This window comes from Pseudomonas sp. TH34 (assembly GCF_016650865.1).
Taxonomy (GTDB): Bacteria; Pseudomonadota; Gammaproteobacteria; order Pseudomonadales; family Pseudomonadaceae; genus Aquipseudomonas; species Aquipseudomonas yamanorum.
The window spans coordinates 199,176-219,510 of record NZ_JAEKFB010000035.1 but is presented as its reverse complement, the minus strand read 5'-3'; the positions used below and the strand labels follow the sequence as shown (position 1 = coordinate 219,510).

The 20,335-nt window shown below is 60.8% G+C and carries 19 protein-coding genes; 11 read left to right on the top strand and 8 right to left on the bottom strand.

Annotated features, from left to right (window positions below; genetic code table 11):
• Nucleotides 1–10: 10 nt before the first annotated feature.
• Nucleotides 11–1,342 carry an IS4 family transposase gene (locus tag JFU58_RS30315; protein ID WP_201139679.1) on the bottom strand — a complete coding sequence of 444 codons (1,332 nt, stop codon included), beginning with the start codon at nt 1,340–1,342 and terminating at the stop codon, nt 11–13.
• Nucleotides 1,343–1,585: 243 nt separating this feature from the next.
• On the bottom strand, nt 1,586–3,118 hold the full coding sequence (locus JFU58_RS30310; RefSeq protein WP_063033400.1) for an AhpA/YtjB family protein: 1,533 nt from the start codon (nt 3,116–3,118) through the stop codon (nt 1,586–1,588).
• Nucleotides 3,119–3,252: 134 nt separating this feature from the next.
• On the opposite strand from JFU58_RS30310, the gene serB reads away from it, so the two are divergent.
• Nucleotides 3,253–4,467, top strand: coding sequence for a phosphoserine phosphatase SerB (gene serB / locus JFU58_RS30305; RefSeq protein ID WP_003217536.1), 1,215 nt, complete (start codon nt 3,253–3,255; stop codon nt 4,465–4,467).
• A gap of 144 nt (nt 4,468–4,611) precedes the next feature.
• On the opposite strand, the gene asd is transcribed toward serB, so the two are convergent.
• The 3 genes from asd to JFU58_RS30290 are packed head-to-tail and all read right to left on the bottom strand — an operon-like array spanning nt 4,612 to nt 7,898.
• The gene (asd, locus tag JFU58_RS30300; RefSeq protein ID WP_063033398.1) at nt 4,612–5,472 is read right to left on the bottom strand and encodes an archaetidylserine decarboxylase; all 861 of its coding nucleotides are present in this window, start codon (nt 5,470–5,472) and stop codon (nt 4,612–4,614) included.
• A gap of 16 nt (nt 5,473–5,488) precedes the next feature.
• The gene (gene rhdA, locus JFU58_RS30295) at nt 5,489–6,304 is read right to left on the bottom strand and encodes a thiosulfate sulfurtransferase (protein WP_093202375.1); all 816 of its coding nucleotides are present in this window, start codon (nt 6,302–6,304) and stop codon (nt 5,489–5,491) included.
• A gap of 58 nt (nt 6,305–6,362) precedes the next feature.
• Nucleotides 6,363–7,898, bottom strand: coding sequence for an HDOD domain-containing protein (locus tag JFU58_RS30290; RefSeq protein WP_201143005.1), 1,536 nt, complete (start codon nt 7,896–7,898; stop codon nt 6,363–6,365).
• A gap of 166 nt (nt 7,899–8,064) precedes the next feature.
• Here JFU58_RS30290 and motA point away from each other — a divergent pair, with 166 nt between their 5' ends.
• Nucleotides 8,065–8,916, top strand: a complete 852-nt coding sequence (gene motA / locus JFU58_RS30285) for a flagellar motor stator protein MotA (protein WP_003217532.1) — start codon at nt 8,065–8,067, stop codon at nt 8,914–8,916.
• A 3-nt stretch (nt 8,917–8,919) separates the two neighbouring features.
• On the top strand, nt 8,920–9,942 hold the full coding sequence (gene motB, locus JFU58_RS30280) for a flagellar motor protein MotB (protein WP_063033395.1): 1,023 nt from the start codon (nt 8,920–8,922) through the stop codon (nt 9,940–9,942).
• 60 nt (nt 9,943–10,002) lie between these two features.
• On the opposite strand, the gene JFU58_RS30275 is transcribed toward motB, so the two are convergent.
• Both JFU58_RS30275 and rsgA read right to left on the bottom strand, forming a co-directional pair.
• On the bottom strand, nt 10,003–10,398 hold the full coding sequence (locus JFU58_RS30275; RefSeq protein WP_026078084.1) for a type II toxin-antitoxin system PemK/MazF family toxin: 396 nt from the start codon (nt 10,396–10,398) through the stop codon (nt 10,003–10,005).
• A 300-nt stretch (nt 10,399–10,698) separates the two neighbouring features.
• Nucleotides 10,699–11,730 (bottom strand): small ribosomal subunit biogenesis GTPase RsgA, encoded by a 1,032-nt coding sequence (rsgA, locus tag JFU58_RS30270; RefSeq protein ID WP_093202366.1) that lies wholly within the window; start codon nt 11,728–11,730, stop codon nt 10,699–10,701.
• A gap of 106 nt (nt 11,731–11,836) precedes the next feature.
• On the opposite strand from rsgA, the gene orn reads away from it, so the two are divergent.
• Complete coding sequence (gene orn / locus JFU58_RS30265; protein ID WP_063033393.1) at nt 11,837–12,379, top strand: oligoribonuclease; 543 nt, start codon at nt 11,837–11,839, stop codon at nt 12,377–12,379.
• A gap of 206 nt (nt 12,380–12,585) precedes the next feature.
• Entirely contained in the window at nt 12,586–13,203 is a 618-nt protein-coding gene (locus JFU58_RS30260; RefSeq protein WP_172834585.1) for a trimeric intracellular cation channel family protein, read from the top strand.
• Here JFU58_RS30260 and queG read toward each other — a convergent pair.
• Complete coding sequence (gene queG, locus JFU58_RS30255) at nt 13,182–14,264, bottom strand: tRNA epoxyqueuosine(34) reductase QueG (RefSeq protein ID WP_063033392.1); 1,083 nt, start codon at nt 14,262–14,264, stop codon at nt 13,182–13,184. The two genes, JFU58_RS30260 and queG, sit on opposite strands and share 22 nt — an antisense overlap.
• 62 nt (nt 14,265–14,326) lie before the next feature.
• Between queG and JFU58_RS30250 the strand changes: the two genes are divergently transcribed.
• From JFU58_RS30250 to hfq, 6 genes are all read left to right on the top strand, one after another.
• On the top strand, nt 14,327–15,187 hold the full coding sequence (locus JFU58_RS30250; RefSeq protein WP_017478336.1) for an NAD(P)H-hydrate dehydratase: 861 nt from the start codon (nt 14,327–14,329) through the stop codon (nt 15,185–15,187).
• Entirely contained in the window at nt 15,175–15,645 is a 471-nt protein-coding gene (tsaE, locus tag JFU58_RS30245) for a tRNA (adenosine(37)-N6)-threonylcarbamoyltransferase complex ATPase subunit type 1 TsaE (RefSeq protein ID WP_093202362.1), read from the top strand. The genes JFU58_RS30250 and tsaE overlap by 13 nt, the downstream gene beginning before the upstream one ends.
• A gap of 3 nt (nt 15,646–15,648) precedes the next feature.
• Nucleotides 15,649–17,082 carry an N-acetylmuramoyl-L-alanine amidase gene (locus JFU58_RS30240; RefSeq protein ID WP_197680881.1) on the top strand — a complete coding sequence of 478 codons (1,434 nt, stop codon included), beginning with the start codon at nt 15,649–15,651 and terminating at the stop codon, nt 17,080–17,082.
• Between the two features lie 14 nt (nt 17,083–17,096).
• Nucleotides 17,097–18,995, top strand: a complete 1,899-nt coding sequence (gene mutL / locus JFU58_RS30235; RefSeq protein WP_167410191.1) for a DNA mismatch repair endonuclease MutL — start codon at nt 17,097–17,099, stop codon at nt 18,993–18,995.
• Complete coding sequence (gene miaA / locus JFU58_RS30230) at nt 18,995–19,966, top strand: tRNA (adenosine(37)-N6)-dimethylallyltransferase MiaA (protein WP_093202357.1); 972 nt, start codon at nt 18,995–18,997, stop codon at nt 19,964–19,966. Before mutL ends, miaA begins: the two co-directional genes overlap by 1 nt.
• A gap of 94 nt (nt 19,967–20,060) precedes the next feature.
• Nucleotides 20,061–20,324, top strand: a complete 264-nt coding sequence (gene hfq, locus JFU58_RS30225) for an RNA chaperone Hfq (RefSeq protein WP_003217515.1) — start codon at nt 20,061–20,063, stop codon at nt 20,322–20,324.
• Nucleotides 20,325–20,335: the final 11 nt, after the last annotated feature.

Here is a 20,335-nt window from a genome sequence, read left to right as displayed (position 1 = left end):
GTAATGCTGTTCACTTAAGCGGAGCAGCCTTACGGTCTACTGGAAATCGGGTTTTTGAGATCTTCACCGTCCTTGGCCTCGAAGGCCTTGGACGGTGATCCAGAAACAATCCTCCGATACCTGCCCTTAACTCTGCCAATCGTCTCCCTGTCGCTGAAATCGGGTTGGCCGCAGCCATCACAATCAATTGCACCGCGATGTACTGACAAGCCGGTTTGAAACGGATGTCCGAGGGCGCTCGGCCAAACGCCACCGCTGCCTGACTGGCTTCCCGACGAATTACGTTGTAAGCCAGCAAAAGTCCCCACACCTCCTGATAAATCAGCTCGACTTTTTTGCTGCGCAAGGTCATAGCGTTCTGTTGCATCGAACTCTTGATGTCCCTGAAGCCCAGCTCGATCTCCCAGCGTTCCTGATAAAGCTTGGCAACGGCCTTGGTGTTGTAGGTCTCGGCCGGCAAGGACGTCATGACGGTCTTCACTTTGCCTTGCATTTCATAGCTGACTTCACGTACCTCCCAGTGCGATGGAAGGACCGGATTTCGCTTTCTGGCCTGCGGTGAGACTTTCATGCGCACCAAACGGTCATGCATGCTGTAACGGGCCACTTCCTCACAGACCAGTCCTTTTTTTGCCGGGATCAACCAATGACGGTGGGTGCCCGAACGGCTCAAACTCGACAGTAGCTCGGCGCCCCAGAACCCTTTGTCGAACAGCGTCACTGAGTGGTCGGGAATCTGCTGCAAAAACTCGTCGGCCAAGCGCATTTCACTGCGTCGGTAAGGGCTCAATTGAGCATCCAGGATCACATGCGAACGCACATTCATCAGCGCCACCAGGCGCAGCATGGGAAACGGTGTCTGGCGCTCACTCGGGGTGTTTCCCGATCCAAAGTGATCTCGCAGCTCGGGCGTATCCGGAGTGCGTAAAAGTGCACCGTCCACCGCGAATACCTGCAGGTCGTGCCAGGCATCATCGTCGTAGCGCTCCGCCCCCCATTGAGTACCGGTCTTGCGAAACAGCCACTCAACAGGATCGGCACCGAGCCGCTTTCGCGCCTCGGTCACACCGCTGCGGGCCAACAAGTGGTCAGAAGCCAGGCCTTGGGCGCAGATGTTCAAACGTCTGGCCACTTCGTGAACCGGCTCATCTCGAAATAGCGCCATCCCCAGTACCAACCAAAGCACTTGATCAGCGGGCAGGCGACGCCGGCGAATGGTGGCCTGACTGGAAAGATCCAGCGCAGACGCTACCCACTCAATGGGAATATTTTGGGTAAAGGTGCTCAGGTCGCAGAAGTTGAAAAGGTCGCCGAGGTCAAGCAGGTCCTGTTGAACAGACATAAAAAATCCGATGCCAGAGGTCTGGTATCGGATTTTCTAGGAAGCCCGGCGTGGGCTCAAATGCTTAAGTGAACAGCATTACGCTGATGAGCGGGCCTTTTTGTTTATGCGGGATCTGAGTCGTTCGCAGATCAAGTGTGGGAGCGGGCTTGCTCGCGAAAGCGGAGTGTCAGTCACCAAATGTGTTTCTGATACACCGCTTTCGCGAGCAAGCCCGCTCCCACAGGGGTTCAGCGTTGTTCTTTAGTTCTTCGCCCGCGTCTCATGCATCCGCGCCAGCTGGCGCTCAAGCATCGACGGGTAAGGCTCCATCAACCGCTCCACACAGCACGCACCTTCAGGGCTGGCAATCGGACGGATCCGCGCACGCTGGCGAATCAGCACGTCGTCACTGATTTTGCGTTCCACCAGCAGCAGGTTGCGGCTGTGTTGCGACAAGGCCAGGGCGTCCTGGGCTATCTCGGTCAGCAGCAGATCAATCTGGCTCATGCCATACAGATCGTCGCCTACCGTAAGGCCCAATTGCAGCTGCAAGGTGATGCCGCTGTCGGCCACTTCGATCTGCAGCGCATGGCCCAGGGCCCGCAGCAGCTCACCGCAGCAGATGGCGTTGGTCAGGTAGTCTTCGCCGCTGTCTTCGCTGTGGAACAGCATCAGCGTGCTGCCATCGTTCAGCGTGTGCAGCTCGCTCTGATACAGCGAGGCCGCCTGGTCGAGGCAATCACGATAGCGCTCCAGCAACTCGGTCAGGCGTGCCCGCGGCAAGCGGCGCAGCTGGTCCTGTGCACCCAACTGCACGGCCAATACGGCGCTGTGCTGGGGCTGGGTGCTGCGCACAGGAGCCGGCTGCGGCACGGTGGTCGTTGGGGCTGAGTTGTCGCGAAGATCGGCGAATGGGTCTTCTTCGTCCAGTTCGTCTTCTTCGGCCTTGATCACATGACGGGCTGCCGGCTTGAGACCCGCCACCGGTGCGGACTCGTCGAAGCTCGGGTCGCGCAGGTTGCGCACTTCAAACTCGGGCTCATCGTCTTCGTACTCGGTGTCGTCGAACTCGGGCTCGGGTTCAACCTCGGGCACCACGGGCTCCGGCGCGAAGCTGGTGTGCAGCTGGCGGGCGAGGTCGCCGATTTCGTCCTGGCGGTCGGTGGCCGGGGTATGTTCGTCGATGTCCCGCAGCCAGATGCGCAGTTGCATCAGTGGCGTGGAGATATGCCGGCCCAGGCGCAGGCTCAAGGCCAGGGACAGTGCCAGCAGGATCGCACTCAAGATACCCATGCTTTGCAGGCTGATGGTCATCGGCTGCTGGAACTGTTGCATGTCCAGGCTGATGCGCAGTTGGCCGGCCTTCACGTCCTGAAACGTGATATTGCTCTGGTACAGACCCTCGGCTTCACCCAGCAGGCCGTTTTTCGGGCGTTGCCCGGCTTCGGCCATGATCCGGTTGTCCACGCTATAGATAGCGGCGTGGGCCACCAGCGGGTTCTTGGTCAGGTTGTTGAGCAGCACGTTGAGGCTGAGGATGTCGTTGGACACCAACAACTCAGTCGCCGAGGTGGCGGTCTGGGTGGTCAGGCTCTCGCCCAGGGCGTCGGCTTGCTCGTGCATGGCCTGCTTGAACTGCAAACCCATCACGCAGGCGTAGATGACCAGGGCCAGGGCGACCAGGATCACGTTATGGCTGGCAATGCGTAATGCGATCGGTACACGGCGGTGGCGCAGTGCCCGGAAGATCAGCAGGAAGAAGTTATCGGTTTTTACTGGCGTGGGCCGGTTCACTTAAGCTCGGCTCTTTAGTCCGTGAAGTTGACGCGCAGTATAGCGACAGGCCCAAGACCGGCAAAGCGCTGGCTGTGCCCGATGGTCACTGAAAGTGGGTAGAATGCGGTTTTTTTCCAGCTCGGGGGTGCGCTTTGCGCGAAATTGTCCTGATTAACATCACAGGTGAAGACCGTCCGGGTCTCACCGCAGCCATTACCGGTGTTCTGGCCCAGGGTGGTGTGAACATTCTCGACATCGGCCAGGCGGTGATTCACGACACGCTGTCGTTCGGCATCCTGGTGGAAATTCCCAGCACCGAGCAAGCCTCGTCCGTGCTCAAGGACATCCTGTTTACGGCGTATAAGCTCGATCAACAGGTGCGTTTCACCCCGGTGTCCGAAGAGGATTACCAGAGCTGGGTGGCCGGCCAGGGCAAGAAACGCCATATCGTGACGCTGTTGACCCGCAAGGTGACGGCCGAGCAATTGCAGCGCGTCAGTTCGATCACGGCTCAGTACGGTTTGAATATCGACCATATTGACCGTCTGTCGGGTCGCATGCCATTGGACACGCCAGCGGACAAGGGCAAGGGCTGCATCGAGTTCTCCGTACGCGGTGAGCCGGCAGATCCTCAGGCCCTGCGTGCCGAATTCCTGAGTGTTGCACAGGAACTGAACGTCGATATCGCCTTCCAGGAAGACTCGCTGTTCCGCCGCAATCGCCGGCTGGCGGTGTTCGACATGGACTCGACGCTGATCGAAGCCGAAGTCATCGACGAATTGGCCAAGGCTGCGGGTGTGGGCGAGCAAGTCTCGGAAATCACCGAGCGCGCCATGGCCGGTGAGCTGGATTTCCGTGCCAGCTTCAAGGAGCGCCTGGCGCTGCTCAAGGGCCTGGATGTGAGCGTGCTGGACTCCATCGGTGCGTCCCTGCGCCTGACCGAAGGCGCCGAAACCCTGTTCGCCGAACTCAAACGCCTGGGCTACAAGACTGCGATCCTGTCAGGCGGCTTCACCTACTTTGCCAAGCAATTGCAGGCCAAGCTGGGCATCGACTATGTGTTCGCCAACGAGCTGGAAGTGGTGGACGGCAAGGTGACGGGCGTGGCGGTAGAGCCGATTGTCGACGCACAGCGTAAGGCTGATCTGCTGCGGGAATTGGCACACAAGGAAGGGTTGCGCCTGGAGCAGACCATTGCGGTCGGCGACGGGGCGAATGACTTGCCGATGCTGGCGATTGCCGGGTTGGGTGTGGCGTTTCGCGCCAAGCCGCTGGTCAAGCAATCGGCCAAGCAGGCGATTTCGACCCTGGGGCTGGATGGGGTGTTGTACCTGTTGGGCTTCCGCGACCGCGACGGTCAGCTGTAAACGACACAAAGCTTAAGGTCTGAACCGGATCAATGTGGGAGTCGGGCTTGCCCGCGATGCAGGCGCCTCGTTCTTTCAGAGGGGCCGCGCCGATGCTATCGCAGGCAAGCCAGCTCCCACATTTTGATCTTCAATCGCCTTGAATCAGGCTTTCGGCAAACCCATGCCCTGGCCCATCTGCACCGGCGTTCCCGCCTGCAGTTCTTCCGACCAGTTCACCTGGTTCGGCCCAAACAGCACGATCGCCGTCGAACCCAGCTTGAAGCGTCCCAGCTCCGCGCCTTTTTCCAGGTGGATCGGCCCGCGGGCAGCCTCGTCGTAACGGAAGGTTTTCAGCTCGCGCTTCGGCGGCGTAACCAAGCCGGCCCATACCGTCTCGATCGACGCTACGATCATCGCGCCCACCAGCACCACGGCCATCGGGCCGCGTTCGGTGTCGAAAATGCAGGCAACACGCTCGTTACGTGCAAACAGCTCCGGCACGTTTTCGGCGGTGGTCTGGTTTACCGAGAAGATGCGGCCGGGGATGTAGACCATCTCCCGCAGGGTACCGGCCAGTGGCATGTGCACCCGGTGGTAGTCCTTCGGCGACAGGTAGACCGTGGCGAAATCACCGCCCATGAACGGCGCAGCCACGGCCGAATCGCCACCGAGCAATTCCAGCACACTGAAACTGTGGCCCTTGGCTTGGAACACCCGGCCATGTTCAATCGGGCCCAACTGGCTGACAGCACCGTCGGCCGGGCTCAGCACCGCGCCTGGCGTTTGATCCAGCGGGCGGGCACCGTCTTTCAGGGCGCGGGTGAAGAAGGCGTTGAAGTGCTCGTAAGCGGTCACGTCTTCAACCAGGGCCTGGGACATGTCCACTTGATAGCGCTTGGCGAACCAGGTGGTGAACGCATTCTTGAACCAGCGCACGCGGCATTCGGCAATGCAGCCGGCCAGACGCGACAGCAGGTGGTGGGGCAGCAAGTACTGGCTGAGGATGAACAACTGCTTTTTCATTAACTGTCCTTAAACCTTAAATCTCAACGGGGGTGTCGGGGTGGTTGCCCCATTCGCCCCAGGAACCGGCATAACCTTTGACTCGCGGATAACCGAGCGCCTTGGCCACCAGGTAGGTGAAGCCAGAACGGTGGTGAGTCTGGCAGTGGGTGATGATTTCTTTGTCGCGGGTCAGCCCGAGGTCTTCGAGGATCTGCGGCATGTCGCGGCGGATGCGCAGCTGGCGCGCCTTGTCCATGCCGGCGGTCCATTCGAAGTTCACCGCGCCCGGGATGTGTCCGCCCTTGGCCGCGAGGACTTTCTCCCCGGAGTATTCCAGCGGGCCGCGGGCATCCCAGATGCCCAGGTCGGCAGCGCCGAGGCGGCTTTGCAGGTACTCGCGGGTGGCGGTGGGTTCTTCATGCAACGTCAGGCTGACCGGGCCGCCGGCGCTGGCCGGTACCTCGGTGGACAGCGGGTATTTTTCATCCAGCCACGCCAGCAGGCCGCCGTCGAGGTAGTGGTATTTCTTGTGGCCGATGACGTCGAGCATCCAGATGAATCGCCCGGCCCAGCCACCGCCTTCGTCGTCGTACACCACGTAGGTGGCATCCGGGGTGTGGCCCAGTTCACCGAACAGTTTTTCAAGATCAGCCTTGCCTGGCAGCAGGCCCGGCGCCGGTGGCTGGCCCAGTTGGGTGCGCTTGGGGTCGACAAAGCGTGCGCCGGGGATATGCCCTTCGGCGTAACGCGCGGCGCTGGTGAGGTCCACCAGGATCAGGTGTTCGGCATCAAGGCGACCGAGCAGGTCACTGGGCTCGATGACCAGCGGCAAGCCAGAGAAGTCAGGCATGTGAGGTCTCCTGGGCATAAAAGTTGGGCGCTAAAGGAGGGCGATTGTAGCGCAAGCTTCAGGCGCTGCGGTTGGTAAAGCTGTGCAGGGCCTTTTCGATGCATTGGGCGGTTTTGCCGAAGGCTTGCACGGTGGTTTCCGAGAACGGCCCGCCACCCTGGTCGGCCACCATCAGCATCACCACCCGGCCATTGCAGCTCAGGGAGCGCAGCAGCAGGTGTTCGCCTTTGAACAGGCGGCGCAGTTCCGGCGGCAAGAGTGCCGAGAACTGGGCGTGATTTTCAGGGTTGAGGCGCACCTGGGCGGACTTGGCCAGCAGGCGTTGCAGCAGGGTGCTGTGTGTCGTGTCGAGGCTCAGGTGGTCGGCGTCCTTGGGCAGGCCGTGGACTTGATGCACGCGCAAGGTGCTCAGGGTTTTGTCCGCCATCAGCAGCATCACCCGTTGCATGCCGCAGGCCACCAGGGCCTCCTTGGCGCAGGTGGTCAGGTGCATGGCGTTGGCAAAGCGGCTCGGCTCCACCAGCAATTCGGTGCAGCGCTTGCGCCAGATCGCCAGGGATTCGGCGGTGGGCGGCGGTGCCGGCAGCAAGCCGTGGTGAACACGCTGCACATCCCAGGGCCAGATCAGCGACAGCGCCGGGTGCCAAAGATCGCGCATCAGGGTAGTGCGGGCGCTGATCGCTGCGTGTTGGTGAGACTGCTGCTGCACTTCGGCCAACGGTTGCTGTAGATAAAGCGCAGTGAGGTATTGCCAGCGTTGGGTGTGCGGGCAGGTCCACGACTCCTGTGCCGCCAACGCCAGGCCGTTGGCCAACAGCACGGTGTTGGCCGGCTGGTTCAGCCAGCGGCGCAGGTTCGGGTCGGCATCCAGCAACTGCTGTTGGCGCAACGGCTCGTCTTCGCGGGCAATGCGCAGCGCCTTGGCCAGCAACCGCTGTTCCGTCAGCAGCAACGTATAACCCTGGGACACCCAGATCGGCAGGCGCCAGGCTTCGGTCAACCCCAGGCACAGGTCCAGCAGGCGCACGCCGAACAGTTCCTGTTCGACTATGCGGGCCGATTCACCCTTGTGGATCACCCGCAGTTCCCATGCTTCCAGCAGTTTGGGATAGGCAATCGCCATCGGCCACAGCGGCGAAAGGAACAGCAGGCTGCCCCAATGAATGTCTTGCCACAGGCGCGCCAGGCGGCTGGCGAACAGGCCGCTGGCTTGTTGCGAGGCGTGCTGGCTGATCATCTGCAATTGGCGCAGGGCCACGGGGATTTCATTCAGCGGCACGGAAGGCAGGCGCCGCAGCAGTTCTTCGGTGCGCTTGAGGCCGAGGCGATTGATCGCCACTTCGAGGTTTTCTGCGGGCTCCGCGAGGCTGCCGTGGGCCTGGTTGTTGGCCTCGCGCATCACGCTGAGCACCAGCGCGGGGCTGTTCTGCATCAACTCTGCAATATCGCGCAACGAACTGCGGTTGTCGCCGATGGCCTTGCAGACCCGGTCGTGACTCGCCTGTGGAACAGGCAAGAGCACATCGTCCAGACGCTTTATCCAAGCGGCCAGGGTCGTGGGTTTTTGAGTTGGGACTGTCGTTTCATTTGCCATGATTGGGGCGCGATCATCACTTACGGTCAACACGCCCGGGACGGGCCGAACTGGTTTTTCGCCATAACGGGCTATAGTCTGGCGCAGATTTGCCGATAAGTAGAACAAGAGTTTTCAACTCTGGCGAATATGACCCTGAACCCGACGGCGCAAGTACTCATCCCCTATGGCTAAAATTATCGGCATCATCGTCGTCATCGCGAGCGTGCTCGGCGGATACGTCCTTTCCCACGGCAAGATTGCGGCGCTGATCCAGCCCTTCGAAGTGCTGATTATCGGTGGTGCGGCGTTCGGCGCATTCCTGCAGGCCAACCCTGGCTACATGACCATGCACGTGATCAAGAAGTCGCTGGGCATGTTCAGCTCGCGCTTCTCCCACACCTTCTACCTGGAAGTGCTGGGGCTGATCTACGAGATCCTCAACAAGAGCCGCCGCGAAGGCATGATGGCCATTGAAGGTGACATCGAGGACGCCGCGGCGAGCCCGATTTTTGCCAAGTACCCGGCAGTGCTCAAAGACGAGCGCATGACCGCCTACATCTGCGATTACCTGCGCATCATGTCGTCCGGCAACATGGCGCCACATGAGCTGGAAGGCCTGTTCGACATGGAACTGTTCAGCCTCAAGGAAGAGCTGGAGCACCCATCCCACGCCGTGACCGGCATCGCCGACGGCATGCCCGGTTTCGGTATTGTTGCTGCGGTGCTCGGGATCGTGGTCACCATGGCCTCCCTCGGTGAAGGCGACCAGAAAGCCATCGGCATGCACGTAGGTGCGGCACTTGTGGGTACCTTCTTCGGTATTCTCGCGGCCTACGGCTTCTTCGGCCCGCTGGCCACGTCCCTGGCCCACGATGCCAAGGAAGAAGTGAATCTGTACGAAGCCATCAAGGCGTGCCTGGTGGCATCGGCTTCCGGCATGCCGCCATCGCTGGCGGTAGAGTTCGGGCGCAAGGTGCTGTATCCGAAGCACCGTCCAAGCTTCGCTGAGCTCGAACAAGCGGTTCGCGGTCGCTAAGCCATGGAAAACAACCAGCCGATCATCATCAAGCGCGTCAAGCGCTTCGCTGCGGGGCACCATGGCGGCGCCTGGAAAATTGCCTTCGCCGACTTTGCGACGGCGATGATGGCGTTCTTCCTGGTGCTGTGGCTGATGTCCACCGCCACGCCGGAACAGAAGATCGCCATCGCCGGGTACTTCAAGGACCCCATCGGTTTCTCCGAGAGTGGCACGCCTTTTGTGATCGACCTCGGTGGTTCGCCGCAACTGGCGCCCGAGCGCACCATCAACCCGGAAATCAAGACCGACTCGCCTCAGGAAAAAATCCCGATCGAGCGCGATACCGTCGAGAGCATGGCCGAACAGGTCGAGCAGGAGCGCCTGGAATTGCTGCTGCAAGAGCTGCAAACCAAGGTTGAGGAAAACCCGCAACTGCTGAAGTTCAAGGATCAGATTTCCTTCGAGATCACGCCCGATGGCTTGCGCATCCAGATCACGGACGCCGCCAACCGGCCGATGTTCGACTCTGGCAGCGCGCGGTTGAAGCCGTACTTTGAAGACATCCTGCTGGCCATGGCCGACACCATCAAGGCCGTGCCGAACAAGATCAGCATCAGCGGCCACACCGACGCCAAGCCGTATGCCGGGCAGGGCGACTTTGGCAACTGGGAGCTCTCGGCCAACCGGGCCAATGCCGCGCGACGTGCACTGGTCGCAGGTAGCTATCCGGACCCACAAGTGGCACGGGTGGTGGGGTTTGCTTCCTCGCAGCTGTTTGATCCCAAGGACCCGTTCAACCCGATCAACCGACGCATCGATATCGTCGTGCTGACCAAAAAAGCCCAGCGTGCGATTGAAGGTGACCGGCCTGCGACGCCACCGGTACCGACCCAGGGTGAGGGCGCGCCGGGCGAAGTGCCGGCAGACCCGAACGCACTGCCGCCCGAGCAGGAGCCGCTGCCAGCCCATGAGCTGCGGCAGAAGCTGAACCTGTTTGATGACGGTGGAATGAAGGACCCGACTCAGCCAGCCACTGGTTCATGAGTGTTGTTTCGACAATTAAAAAATGCCCCGAACTCTCGGGGCATTTTTTTGATCGATGTATCAGAGGGGGAGATAAGCTTTCACACCGTCAATCACGCCTCGCATATCCTCTGCGCCCAGACGCGGTACAAAATACTCTCGCCCTGTGGTCCGGGTCTTTCTGTGCAGCTTGTCCAGTCGTTCGAAACTGACGGTGTAGATCATGTCGCATTTCACCCATAGCGCTTTATAGCCATCGGTGTGCAGTGGATTGATCCGCAATAAATGGTGCCAGTCGTACTGAATGTCGGGAGCAGTGGAGGAGATCGGGACCACTGTGCACAGTTTGCGCTTGTGTGTGGCAGTAGGCGATATGACGACGACTTTGCGGATCTTCAGCATTTCAGGAGCCACAAAGCCCCGTGTGAAGTCGCATAGAAGAACATCGCCTTGTTTAGGATGGTAGTAGAGAGGCAATCGTCGATTCCCCGGAAAAAGCAAAGCCGCCCGAAGGCGGCTTCATTCGACACGCAGTGGAGCTTGCTTCGCCCCTTCTGCGCCGCTGGATCAACCCCGAGAAGGATCCAGACTCCTGCCAGCTTGCGCTGGTGACGGAGCGAGTATGAGCATTGGGAAAATCGAATTCAAGCTGGCTTGCATCATGGGCCGCCCAGTTGCAGCGGATTCTTGATGGCTGACTTGATTTAATCAATGGGGACGGGGGGGCCGTGCCATGCTTTATGTGTGTCAAGGCATGGCACGACCCCGATTCGCAGCTTAGTAAGTGGTCTCAGGCAAGCTGGCGATGATCGAGCGATAGCTGTTCATTCGCTGCTGCTGCACGCGGCCGTCTTCCAGGGCCTTGAGCAGGGCGCAACCTGGCTCGCGGTCATGTTTGCAGTCGCGGAAGCGGCAGGTGCCGATCAAGTCGTTGAACTCGATAAAGCCCGCTTCCACATCGGCACGGCTCACATGGCCCAGGCCGAATTCACGAATGCCCGGGGAGTCGATCAGCTCGCCGCCGCCCGGGAAGTGGAACAACCGTGCAGTGGTGGTGGTGTGCGTGCCTTGACCGGACAATTCCGACAACGGGCCCACACGGGTTTCGACTTCCGGCAACAGGCTGTTGACCAGGGACGACTTGCCCACGCCCGACTGGCCGACGAACACGCTGATGCGTCCATCCAGTTCAGTCTGCAATTGTTCCATGCCATTGCCGTGATGCGCCGAGACTTCCAGCACCGGGTAGCCGAGGGTGCGGTACACCGCCAGCAGCGCGTTGAGCGCCGGGGCGTTCTGCTCGTCGATCAGGTCGAACTTGTTCAGCAGCAACAGCGGGCGAATGCCGGCGTGCTCGGCGGCTACCAGGTAGCGGTCGATCAGGTTGGCATGGGGCTCGGGCAGTGGCGCGAAGACGATGACGATCATGTCGACGTTGGCCGCCACCGGCTTGAGCTGGCCACGGCTGTCGGGGCGACGCAGTTCGGTGGTACGCGGCAACTGGGCGACGATGACGCCGATGCCCTGGTTGCCGGCACGCCATACCACTCGGTCGCCGGTCACCAGCGCAGGCAGGTTGGCGCGCAGGTGGCAACGGAACACCTGGCCGGCGTGATCGCCTTCTGTGGCCTCGACTTCGACCTGCACACCGAAGTGCGCGATCACCAGGCCCGTTTGCTCGGGGCCCAGGTCGCCGCCCTCAAGCGCTTCTACGGCGGAGGATTCACGTTTGGCGGCGCGGGCAGCGCGTTCACCCTGAATCTTTTCGATGCGCCAGTTTTGGCGACGGTTAAGCTGGCGTTTGGCCATTGGTGTTCCGTGTCGATAATGCAAAGGTTAGGTAAAACGGTCGCGAGTCTAGCACGCCCTGCCTGCTAAACTGCGCAGCTACGCCAAGGTGCCAAGGAACCACGACATGCAAAACCCACAGAACCTGATTTGGATCGATCTGGAAATGACCGGTCTGAACCCTGACACCGACGTCATCATCGAGATGGCGACCATTGTCACCGACAGCAACCTCAACACCTTGGCCGAAGGTCCGGTGATTGCCATTCACCACAGCGATGCGGTGTTGGCCACCATGGACGAGTGGAACACCCGCACCCACGGCAACTCGGGCCTGACCCAGCGTGTGCGCGACAGCCGGGTGAGCATGGTCGAGGCTGAAGCTGAAACCATCGCCTTCCTGGAAAAGTGGGTGCCCAAGGGCAAGTCGCCGATCTGCGGCAACAGCATCTGCCAGGACCGCCGCTTTCTCTATACCCACATGAAAGCGCTGGAAAGCTACTTCCACTACCGCAACCTGGATGTGTCGACCTTGAAGGAGTTGGCCGCGCGCTGGGCGCCGGAAGTCAAAGACAGCTTCCACAAGGGCAGCACCCACCTGGCGCTGGACGATATCCGCGAGTCGATTGCCGAGCTGCAGCATTACCGCAAGCATTTCATCAAGTTCTGACTTGAGTCTTGGTGAAGAGCTGTTGTGGCGAGGGAGCTTGCTCCCGCTGGGCTGCGAAGCGGCCCTGAAAAAATGGGATTGCTGCGCAGTCCAACGGGAGCAAGCTCCCTCGCCACATTAGGAAGAGCTTTAAGCTCTTAACGGCTCGCCCCCTTTTGGTGCCATCACCAAATGATTAGACTGCGCGCCTCTTTGCAAGGATCGCCATCATGCTGTTGATGCTCTACCTCATCGCCATCACCGCCGAAGCCATGACCGGCGCCTTGTCAGCCGGGCGGCGCGGGATGGATTGGTTTGGTGTGGTGCTGATCGCCTGCGTGACGGCGCTGGGCGGCGGTTCGGTGCGTGACGTGTTGCTCGGCCACTACCCGCTGACCTGGGTCAAACACCCGGAATACCTGGTGCTGACCTCTGTGGCGGCCCTGGTGACGATCTTCATCGCTCCATTGATGCGCCACCTTCGCTCGCTGTTCCTGGCGCTGGACGCCGTGGGCCTGGTGGCCTTCACCCTGATCGGCAGCATGACCGCCCTGGAAATGGGCCACGGTATGCTGGTGGCTTCAGTCAGCGGGGTGATCACCGGAGTATTCGGCGGCATCCTGCGGGACATCTTCTGCAACGACATTCCGCTGATTTTCCGCCGCGAGCTGTACGCCAGCGTGTCGTTCCTCGCCGCCTGGTTCTACATGCTGTGCATCTATCTGGAACTGCCCAGCGAGCAATCGATCCTGCTGACACTGTTCAGCGGCTTTCTATTGCGCCTGTTGGCGATCCGCTTCCATTGGGAAATGCCCAAGTTCGTTTACAACGACGACGTGCACTGACGTTCGGCGTGCTGGTTCAGCGCCCATTCCACGTGTTCGCGCACCAGTTCCGACGGATATTCCCGACGTGCCTTCAACGCTTCCAACACCGGAATGCTTGATGGCGCATTGCCCAGGCCTACCGCCAGGTTGCGCAGCCAGCGCTCATAGCCGGCGCGGCGCAGGGGCGAGCCTTCGGTGTTGCTGAGGAATTTGTCCTCGTCCCACATGAACAATTCGGCCAGTTCTGCGTTATCCAGATTGTGCCGTGGCTTGAAATCGCCTTCGTCGGTAGGCCGGGCGAAACGATTCCACGGGCAAACGATCTGACAGTCATCGCAACCGAATACCCGATTGCCAATCAGGGGGCGCAGTTCTTCGGGGATCGCGCTTTTCAGCTCGATGGTCAGGTAGGAAATACAGCGCCGGGCGTCCAGTACGTAGGGCCCGACGAAGGCGTTGGTAGGGCAGATGTCGAGGCAGGCGGTGCAGCGGCCACAGTGTTCGGTGGTGTGCGGTGGGTCGACCGGCAATGGCAGGTCGACAAACAGCTCGCTCAGGAAAAAGTAACTGCCCGCTTTGCGGTTGAGCACCAGGGTGTTTTTGCCGATCCAGCCCAGCCCGGCTTGTTCGGCGATAGCTTTTTCCAGCACCGGGGCGCTGTCGACAAACGCGCGGAAGCCGAACGGGCCGATCTGTGCCTGAATCCGGTCGGCCAGTTGCTGCACGCGCTTGCGGATCAGCTTGTGATAGTCGCGGCCGAGGGCATAACGGGAGATGTAGGCTTTTTCGGGTTTGGCCAGCAATTGGGCCATTTGTGTGTCGCCGGGCAGGTAGTCCATGCGAAGGGAGACCACGCGCAAAGTACCGGGTACCAGTTCTTCCGGGTGTGAACGCTTGCTGCCGTGGGCGCCCATGTAGTCCATTTCGCCGTGGTAGCCGGCGTCGAGCCAGCGTTGCAGGTGCTGCTCATGCTCGGCGAGGTCCAGGCCGCTGATGCCCACTTGTTGAAAGCCCAGCTCGCGGCCCCAGTCTTTGATCGATTGGGCGAGGGCGGGCAGGTCGTAGGTAATAGCAGGCATGAACAAGAGAAACCGCAGGTTAGATGCGTATAATTCTGCCAGACATCGGAGCTTGAAGACGCATGCCGCAGACAAAACACGAAATACCCGACGTTCAGCACCTGTTGCCCGGCCAATTGCCGCAACTCGCTGCGCGTTCTCCGGACGCCCATAAAGGCCAGTTCGGCCATCTATTGCTGATCGGTGGCGACCGTGGTTTTGGCGGCGCCGCCTTGCTCAGCGCCGAAAGTGCCCTGCGCAGCGGCGCCGGCATGGTTTCCCTGGCGACCCGCAGTGAGCATGTTGCAGCGGCGCTGGCGCGGCTGCCGGAAGTCATGACCGTGGGCGTACACTCGGCCAATCAGTTGATGGGCTTGCTGGAAAAGATCTCCGTGATCGTCATCGGTCCGGGCCTGGGCGAGGCGTCCTGGGGCAAAAGCCTGCTGTCGGTAGCGGCCAGCGCCAAGCAGCCGCAAGTCTGGGACGCCGATGCCTTGAACCTGCTGGCGACGGGCAGCGTCAGCTTGCCGGCCAACTGCGTGATCACTCCGCATCCTGGCGAAGCGGCCCGCTTGATGGGTATTTCGACAGCCGAGGTTCAGGCCGACCGCCTTAACGTGGCGCGCGCCTTGAGTCAGAAATTCAATGCAGTAGCGATCCTCAAGGGCGCGGGCAGCTTGATCGCCCGCCCGGACGGTCGCGTTGCCCGTTGTGATCAGGGTCATCCTGCGATGGCAACCGCTGGCCTGGGTGACGTGTTGGCCGGCCTGGTTGGTGCTTTACTGGCGCAAGGCATGTCGGCATTTGATGCCGCTTGCCTGGCGGTCTGGCTGCATGCCACTGCCGGTGATCGCCAAGGTACCTACGGTCGCGGGCTGGCCGCCAGTGATCTGATTCCTGCCATTCGTCAGTTGCTGGAGGAGCAATCGCCGTGTCTGAAGTAATCCTTTTCCTGGCCGATGAAGTTGCAATGGTCGCCCTCGGCAACCGTATTGCCCAGGTAACGAAAGGCTCGGGCCTGATCTTTCTGGAAGGTGATCTGGGGGCCGGGAAAACCACCCTGTCACGGGGCATCATTCGCGGGTTGGGGCATGCAGGTGCTGTGAAAAGCCCGACGTTTACCTTGGTTGAGCCCTACGAAATCGGCGAGCTGCGCGCCTTCCATTTCGACTTGTATCGCCTGGTGGATCCAGAAGAGTTGGAATTCATGGGCATCCGCGATTACTTCGATGAGGACGCTCTGTGCCTGATCGAGTGGCCAGATAAAGGCACAGGCTTTTTGCCAAAGCCGGACCTGACCATTACCATTACCCCGCATAAGCACGGACGTCAGCTGAAGTTGTTGTCCCAGAGCGCGCGCGGCGAGTCGTGGTGCGCCGCCTTGGCATTGGAATTCAAATAATTGATGGGGTTAGGTATGCGCTTTCGCGCGTTGGTTACTGTCGTAGGGGTGTTGCTTGCGGCAATGACTTTCAATGCACTGGCGGCCTCACAGGTGAAAAGTGTTCGCCTGTGGCGGGCTCCGGATAACACGCGACTGGTATTCGACCTGTCTGGCCCGGTTCAGCACAGCGTCTTCACCCTTACGGCGCCCGATCGCCTGGTGATTGATATCAACGGTGCGACCCTGGCCGCGCCGTTGAAAGTCGCCATGGCCAATACCCCGATTACCGCGATGCGTTCGGCCCAACGTACGCCGACCGATCTGCGGGTGGTCATCGACCTGAAAAAGGCCGTGACCCCGAAAAGCTTCGTGCTGGCGCCCAACGCACAGTATGGCAACCGGCTGGTAGTCGACCTGTTCGACAACGCCGCCGATGCCGCGCCGCCGCCTGCGCCAACCCCAAGCGTCGCGACGATACCGGCGGTGCCGGTCAACCAGTCGCAACCTCAGGTCAAATTGCCGCCACCACCACCTGCACCCGCGGGCAAGCGTGACATTATTGTGGTTATCGATGCCGGGCACGGCGGCGAAGACCCGGGAGCCTCCGGTTCGCGCGGCCAGCATGAAAAAGACGTGGTACTGGCCATCGCTCGCGAACTGCAGCGCCAGATCAATGGCATGAAAGGCTATCGCGCCGAGCTGACCCGTACCGGCGATTACTTTATTCCGCTGCGTGGCCGTACCGAAATCGCCCGCAAGAAGGGCGCCGACCTGTTCGTCTCGATCCACGCCGACGCCGCCCCTTCGGCGGCTGCGTTTGGTGCTTCGGTGTTTGCCCTGTCTGATCGGGGTGCCACTTCCGAGACCGCTCGCTGGTTGGCGGACAGTGAAAACCGTTCTGACTTGATCGGTGGGGCTGGCAACGTGTCCCTCGACGACAAGGACAAGATGCTCGCCGGCGTATTGCTCGACCTGTCGATGACCGCCTCGCTGACCTCCAGCCTGAACGTCGGGCAGAAAGTCCTGAGCAATATCGGTCGCGTCACCTCGCTGCACAAACAGCGGGTGGAACAGGCCGGGTTCATGGTGCTCAAGTCGCCGGATATTCCATCGATTCTGGTGGAAACCGGGTTTATCTCCAACTCCAACGAAGCCTCGAAACTGGCCTCTTCCAGCCACCAGCAGGCGCTGGCGCGTTCCATCAGCGCCGGTGTTCGCCAGTTCTTCCAGCAGAACCCGCCGCCGGGCACCTACATCGCCTGGCTGCGTGATTCCGGGAAGATCGCCCAAGGCCCGCGTGACCATCGCGTCCAGCCGGGCGACACCCTGGCGATGCTGGCGGTGCGCTTCCAGGTATCGGCGGCAACCTTGCGCAGCGCCAATAACCTGAAGACCGATGAATTGAAGGTCGGCCAGGTGTTGACCATCCCGGGCACTGAACTGGCGGCGCAATAATGAGCGAAACAGTCTTGAGCAACACCTCGCGCATTGAGCTGCTAAGTCCGCGCCTCGCCAACCAGATCGCGGCGGGTGAGGTGGTCGAGCGGCCAGCGTCGGTGATCAAGGAGTTGCTGGAAAACAGCATCGACTCCGGCGCCAGGCGCATCGACGTCGATGTTGAGCAGGGCGGCGTCAAGCTGCTGCGGGTACGCGACGACGGCAGCGGGATTTCCTCCGATGACCTGCCGCTGGCCCTGGCCCGTCACGCCACCAGCAAGATTCGTGACCTGGAAGACCTTGAACGGGTGATGAGCCTCGGGTTTCGCGGTGAGGCCTTGGCTTCCATCAGCTCCGTGGCCCGCCTGACCCTGACGTCCCGCACCCGCGATGCTGACCAGGCCTGGCAGGTGGAAACCGAAGGCCGCGACATGGCGCCTCGGGTCCAGCCGGCCGCACATCCGGTGGGCACCTCGGTGGAAGTGCGCGACCTGTTCTTCAACACCCCGGCCCGGCGCAAATTTCTCAAGGCCGAAAAAACCGAATTCGACCACCTGCAGGAAGTCATCAAGCGCTTGGCACTGGCCCGGTTTGATGTGGCTTTCCACCTGCGCCACAACGGCAAGACCATCCTCAGCCTGCACGAGGCCCATGATGATGCGGCCCGTGCCCGGCGCGTCTCGGCTATCTGCGGCGCGGGGTTCCTGGAGCAGGCGCTGCCGATCGAGATCGAGCGCAATGGCTTGCGGTTGTGGGGTTGGGTGGGGTTGCCGACGTTCTCTCGCAGCCAGGCTGACTTGCAGTACTTCTTTGTGAACGGCCGGGCGGTGCGCGACAAACTGGTGGCCCATGCGGTGCGCCAGGCGTATCGCGACGTGCTGTTCAACGGGCGGCATCCGACGTTCGTGCTGTTTTTTGAGGTCGACCCGTCGGTGGTGGACGTTAACGTGCACCCGACCAAGCACGAAGTGCGCTTCCGTGACGGTCGCATGGTCCACGATTTCCTCTATGGCACCTTGCACCGCGCCCTGGGCGATGTGCGCCCGGATGATCAACTGGCGGCGCCGATCGTCACGGCCATCGTCCGTCCTACGGGGCCGGAAGCCGGTGAGTTCGGACCCCAGGGCGAAATGAGCCTGGCCGCCAACCTGCTGCAATCGCCGCAAGCCCAGCCGAGCTATACCGCGCCTGGCTCAGGCGCTGGCGCCGGTTATCAATACCAATACACGCCGCGCCCGCAATCAGCGTTGCCGGTGGCCGAAGCCCAGGCAGCCTATCGCGAGTTTTTCGCGCCGCTGCCCGGTGCCGAGTCGGGTGCTGCCGCCTTGCCGGAAGGCCAGGGTGACGTGCCGCCGCTGGGTTACGCACTGGCTCAGCTCAAGGGCATCTACATCCTTGCGGAAAACGCACATGGCCTGGTGCTGGTGGACATGCACGCTGCTCACGAGCGGATCATGTACGAGCGTTTGAAGATCGCCATGGCCAGCGAAGGCCTCAGCGGCCAGCCGCTGCTGGTGCCGGAATCCCTGGCGGTCAGCCAGCGCGAGGCCGATTGTGCCGAAGAGCACGTCAGCGTGTTCCAGAAACTGGGCTTTGAGTTGCAACGCCTGGGCCCGGAAACCCTGGCTATCCGCCAGATCCCGGCTTTGCTCAAGCAGGCCGAGGCTAATCGGCTAGTGGCCGACGTACTGGCAGACCTGATGGAGTACGGCACCAGCGATCGTATCCAGGCCCATATCAATGAACTGCTCGGCACCATGGCCTGCCACGGCGCCATCCGCGCTAATCGGCGCCTGGCCCTGCCGGAAATGAACGGTTTGCTGCGGGACATGGAAAACACCGAGCGCAGCGGCCAGTGCAACCATGGCCGACCGACCTGGACCCAGATGGGCCTGGACGACCTCGATAAACTGTTCTTGCGCGGTCGTTGATGAGTGCCTTGCCCCCCGCAATCTTCCTGATGGGCCCGACGGCGGCCGGCAAGACTGACCTGGCCATCGAACTGACCAAGGTCTTGCCATGCGAGTTGATCAGTGTCGACTCTGCACTGGTTTACCGGGACATGGACATCGGCACCGCCAAACCCTCAAAAGAGCTGCTGGCCCAGTACCCGCACCGGTTGATCAACATTATCGATCCCAGCGAGAGCTATTCGGCGGCTGATTTTCGTAATGATGCCCTGGCGGCCATGGCCGATATCACTGCGCGGGGCAAAATTCCGCTGCTGGTGGGTGGCACGATGCTCTATTACAAGGCTTTGCAGGAAGGCCTGGCAGACATGCCACCTGCCGATGCCCAGGTGCGCGCCGAACTTGAAGAAGAGGCTGCGCGCCTTGGCTGGCAAGCCCTGCACGACCAGTTGGCTGCGGTGGATCCAGTTTCCGCCGCGCGGATTCATCCCAATGACCCCCAGCGGCTGACGCGGGCGTTGGAAGTCTGGCGGGTCAGTGGCCAGACCATGACTGAACACAGGCTGAAACAAACTGCGCAAAGTGCTGAAGCAGGCGCCTCGGGGCACTCACAATTGCCCTATACTGTGGCGAATCTGGCCATCGCTCCGACGGATCGCCAGGTGTTGCATGAACGAATTGCACAAAGATTCACAATTATGTTGGAACAGGGGTTTGTGGAGGAGGTCGTAGCACTGCGTTCAAGAGGTGACCTGCATCCCGGGCTGCCTTCGATACGTGCTGTAGGCTACCGCCAAGTCTGGGATCATCTGGATGGCAAGCTGACGTCAGCCGAAATGCAGGAGCGCGGCATCATTGCCACGCGCCAATTGGCGAAGCGCCAGTTCACATGGCTGCGCAGCTGGACTGATTTACACTGGTTGGACAGTCTGGATTGCGACAATCTGTCACGCGCCTTGAAATACTTGGGAACGGTCTCCATATTGAGCTGAGTCCTTGCAATTGCCGTCTATCCTTGGGGGTGTGACGGCCATAAGCTATCTATTTTCCGATTTTTTATTATTGATCCTTAAAGGAGTGCGGCACATGTCAAAAGGGCATTCGCTACAAGACCCTTACTTGAATACTTTACGTAAAGAGAAAGTTGGGGTTTCCATCTATCTGGTCAACGGTATCAAGCTGCAGGGCACGATTGAGTCGTTCGACCAGTTCGTGATTCTGCTGAAAAACACCGTAAGCCAAATGGTTTACAAACACGCTATCTCGACCGTAGTGCCGGTTCGTCCGATTCGTCTGCCTAGCGCAACCGAAGAACAGGGTGACGCCGAGCCTGCACCGGGTAACGCCTGATAGGAGTCTCC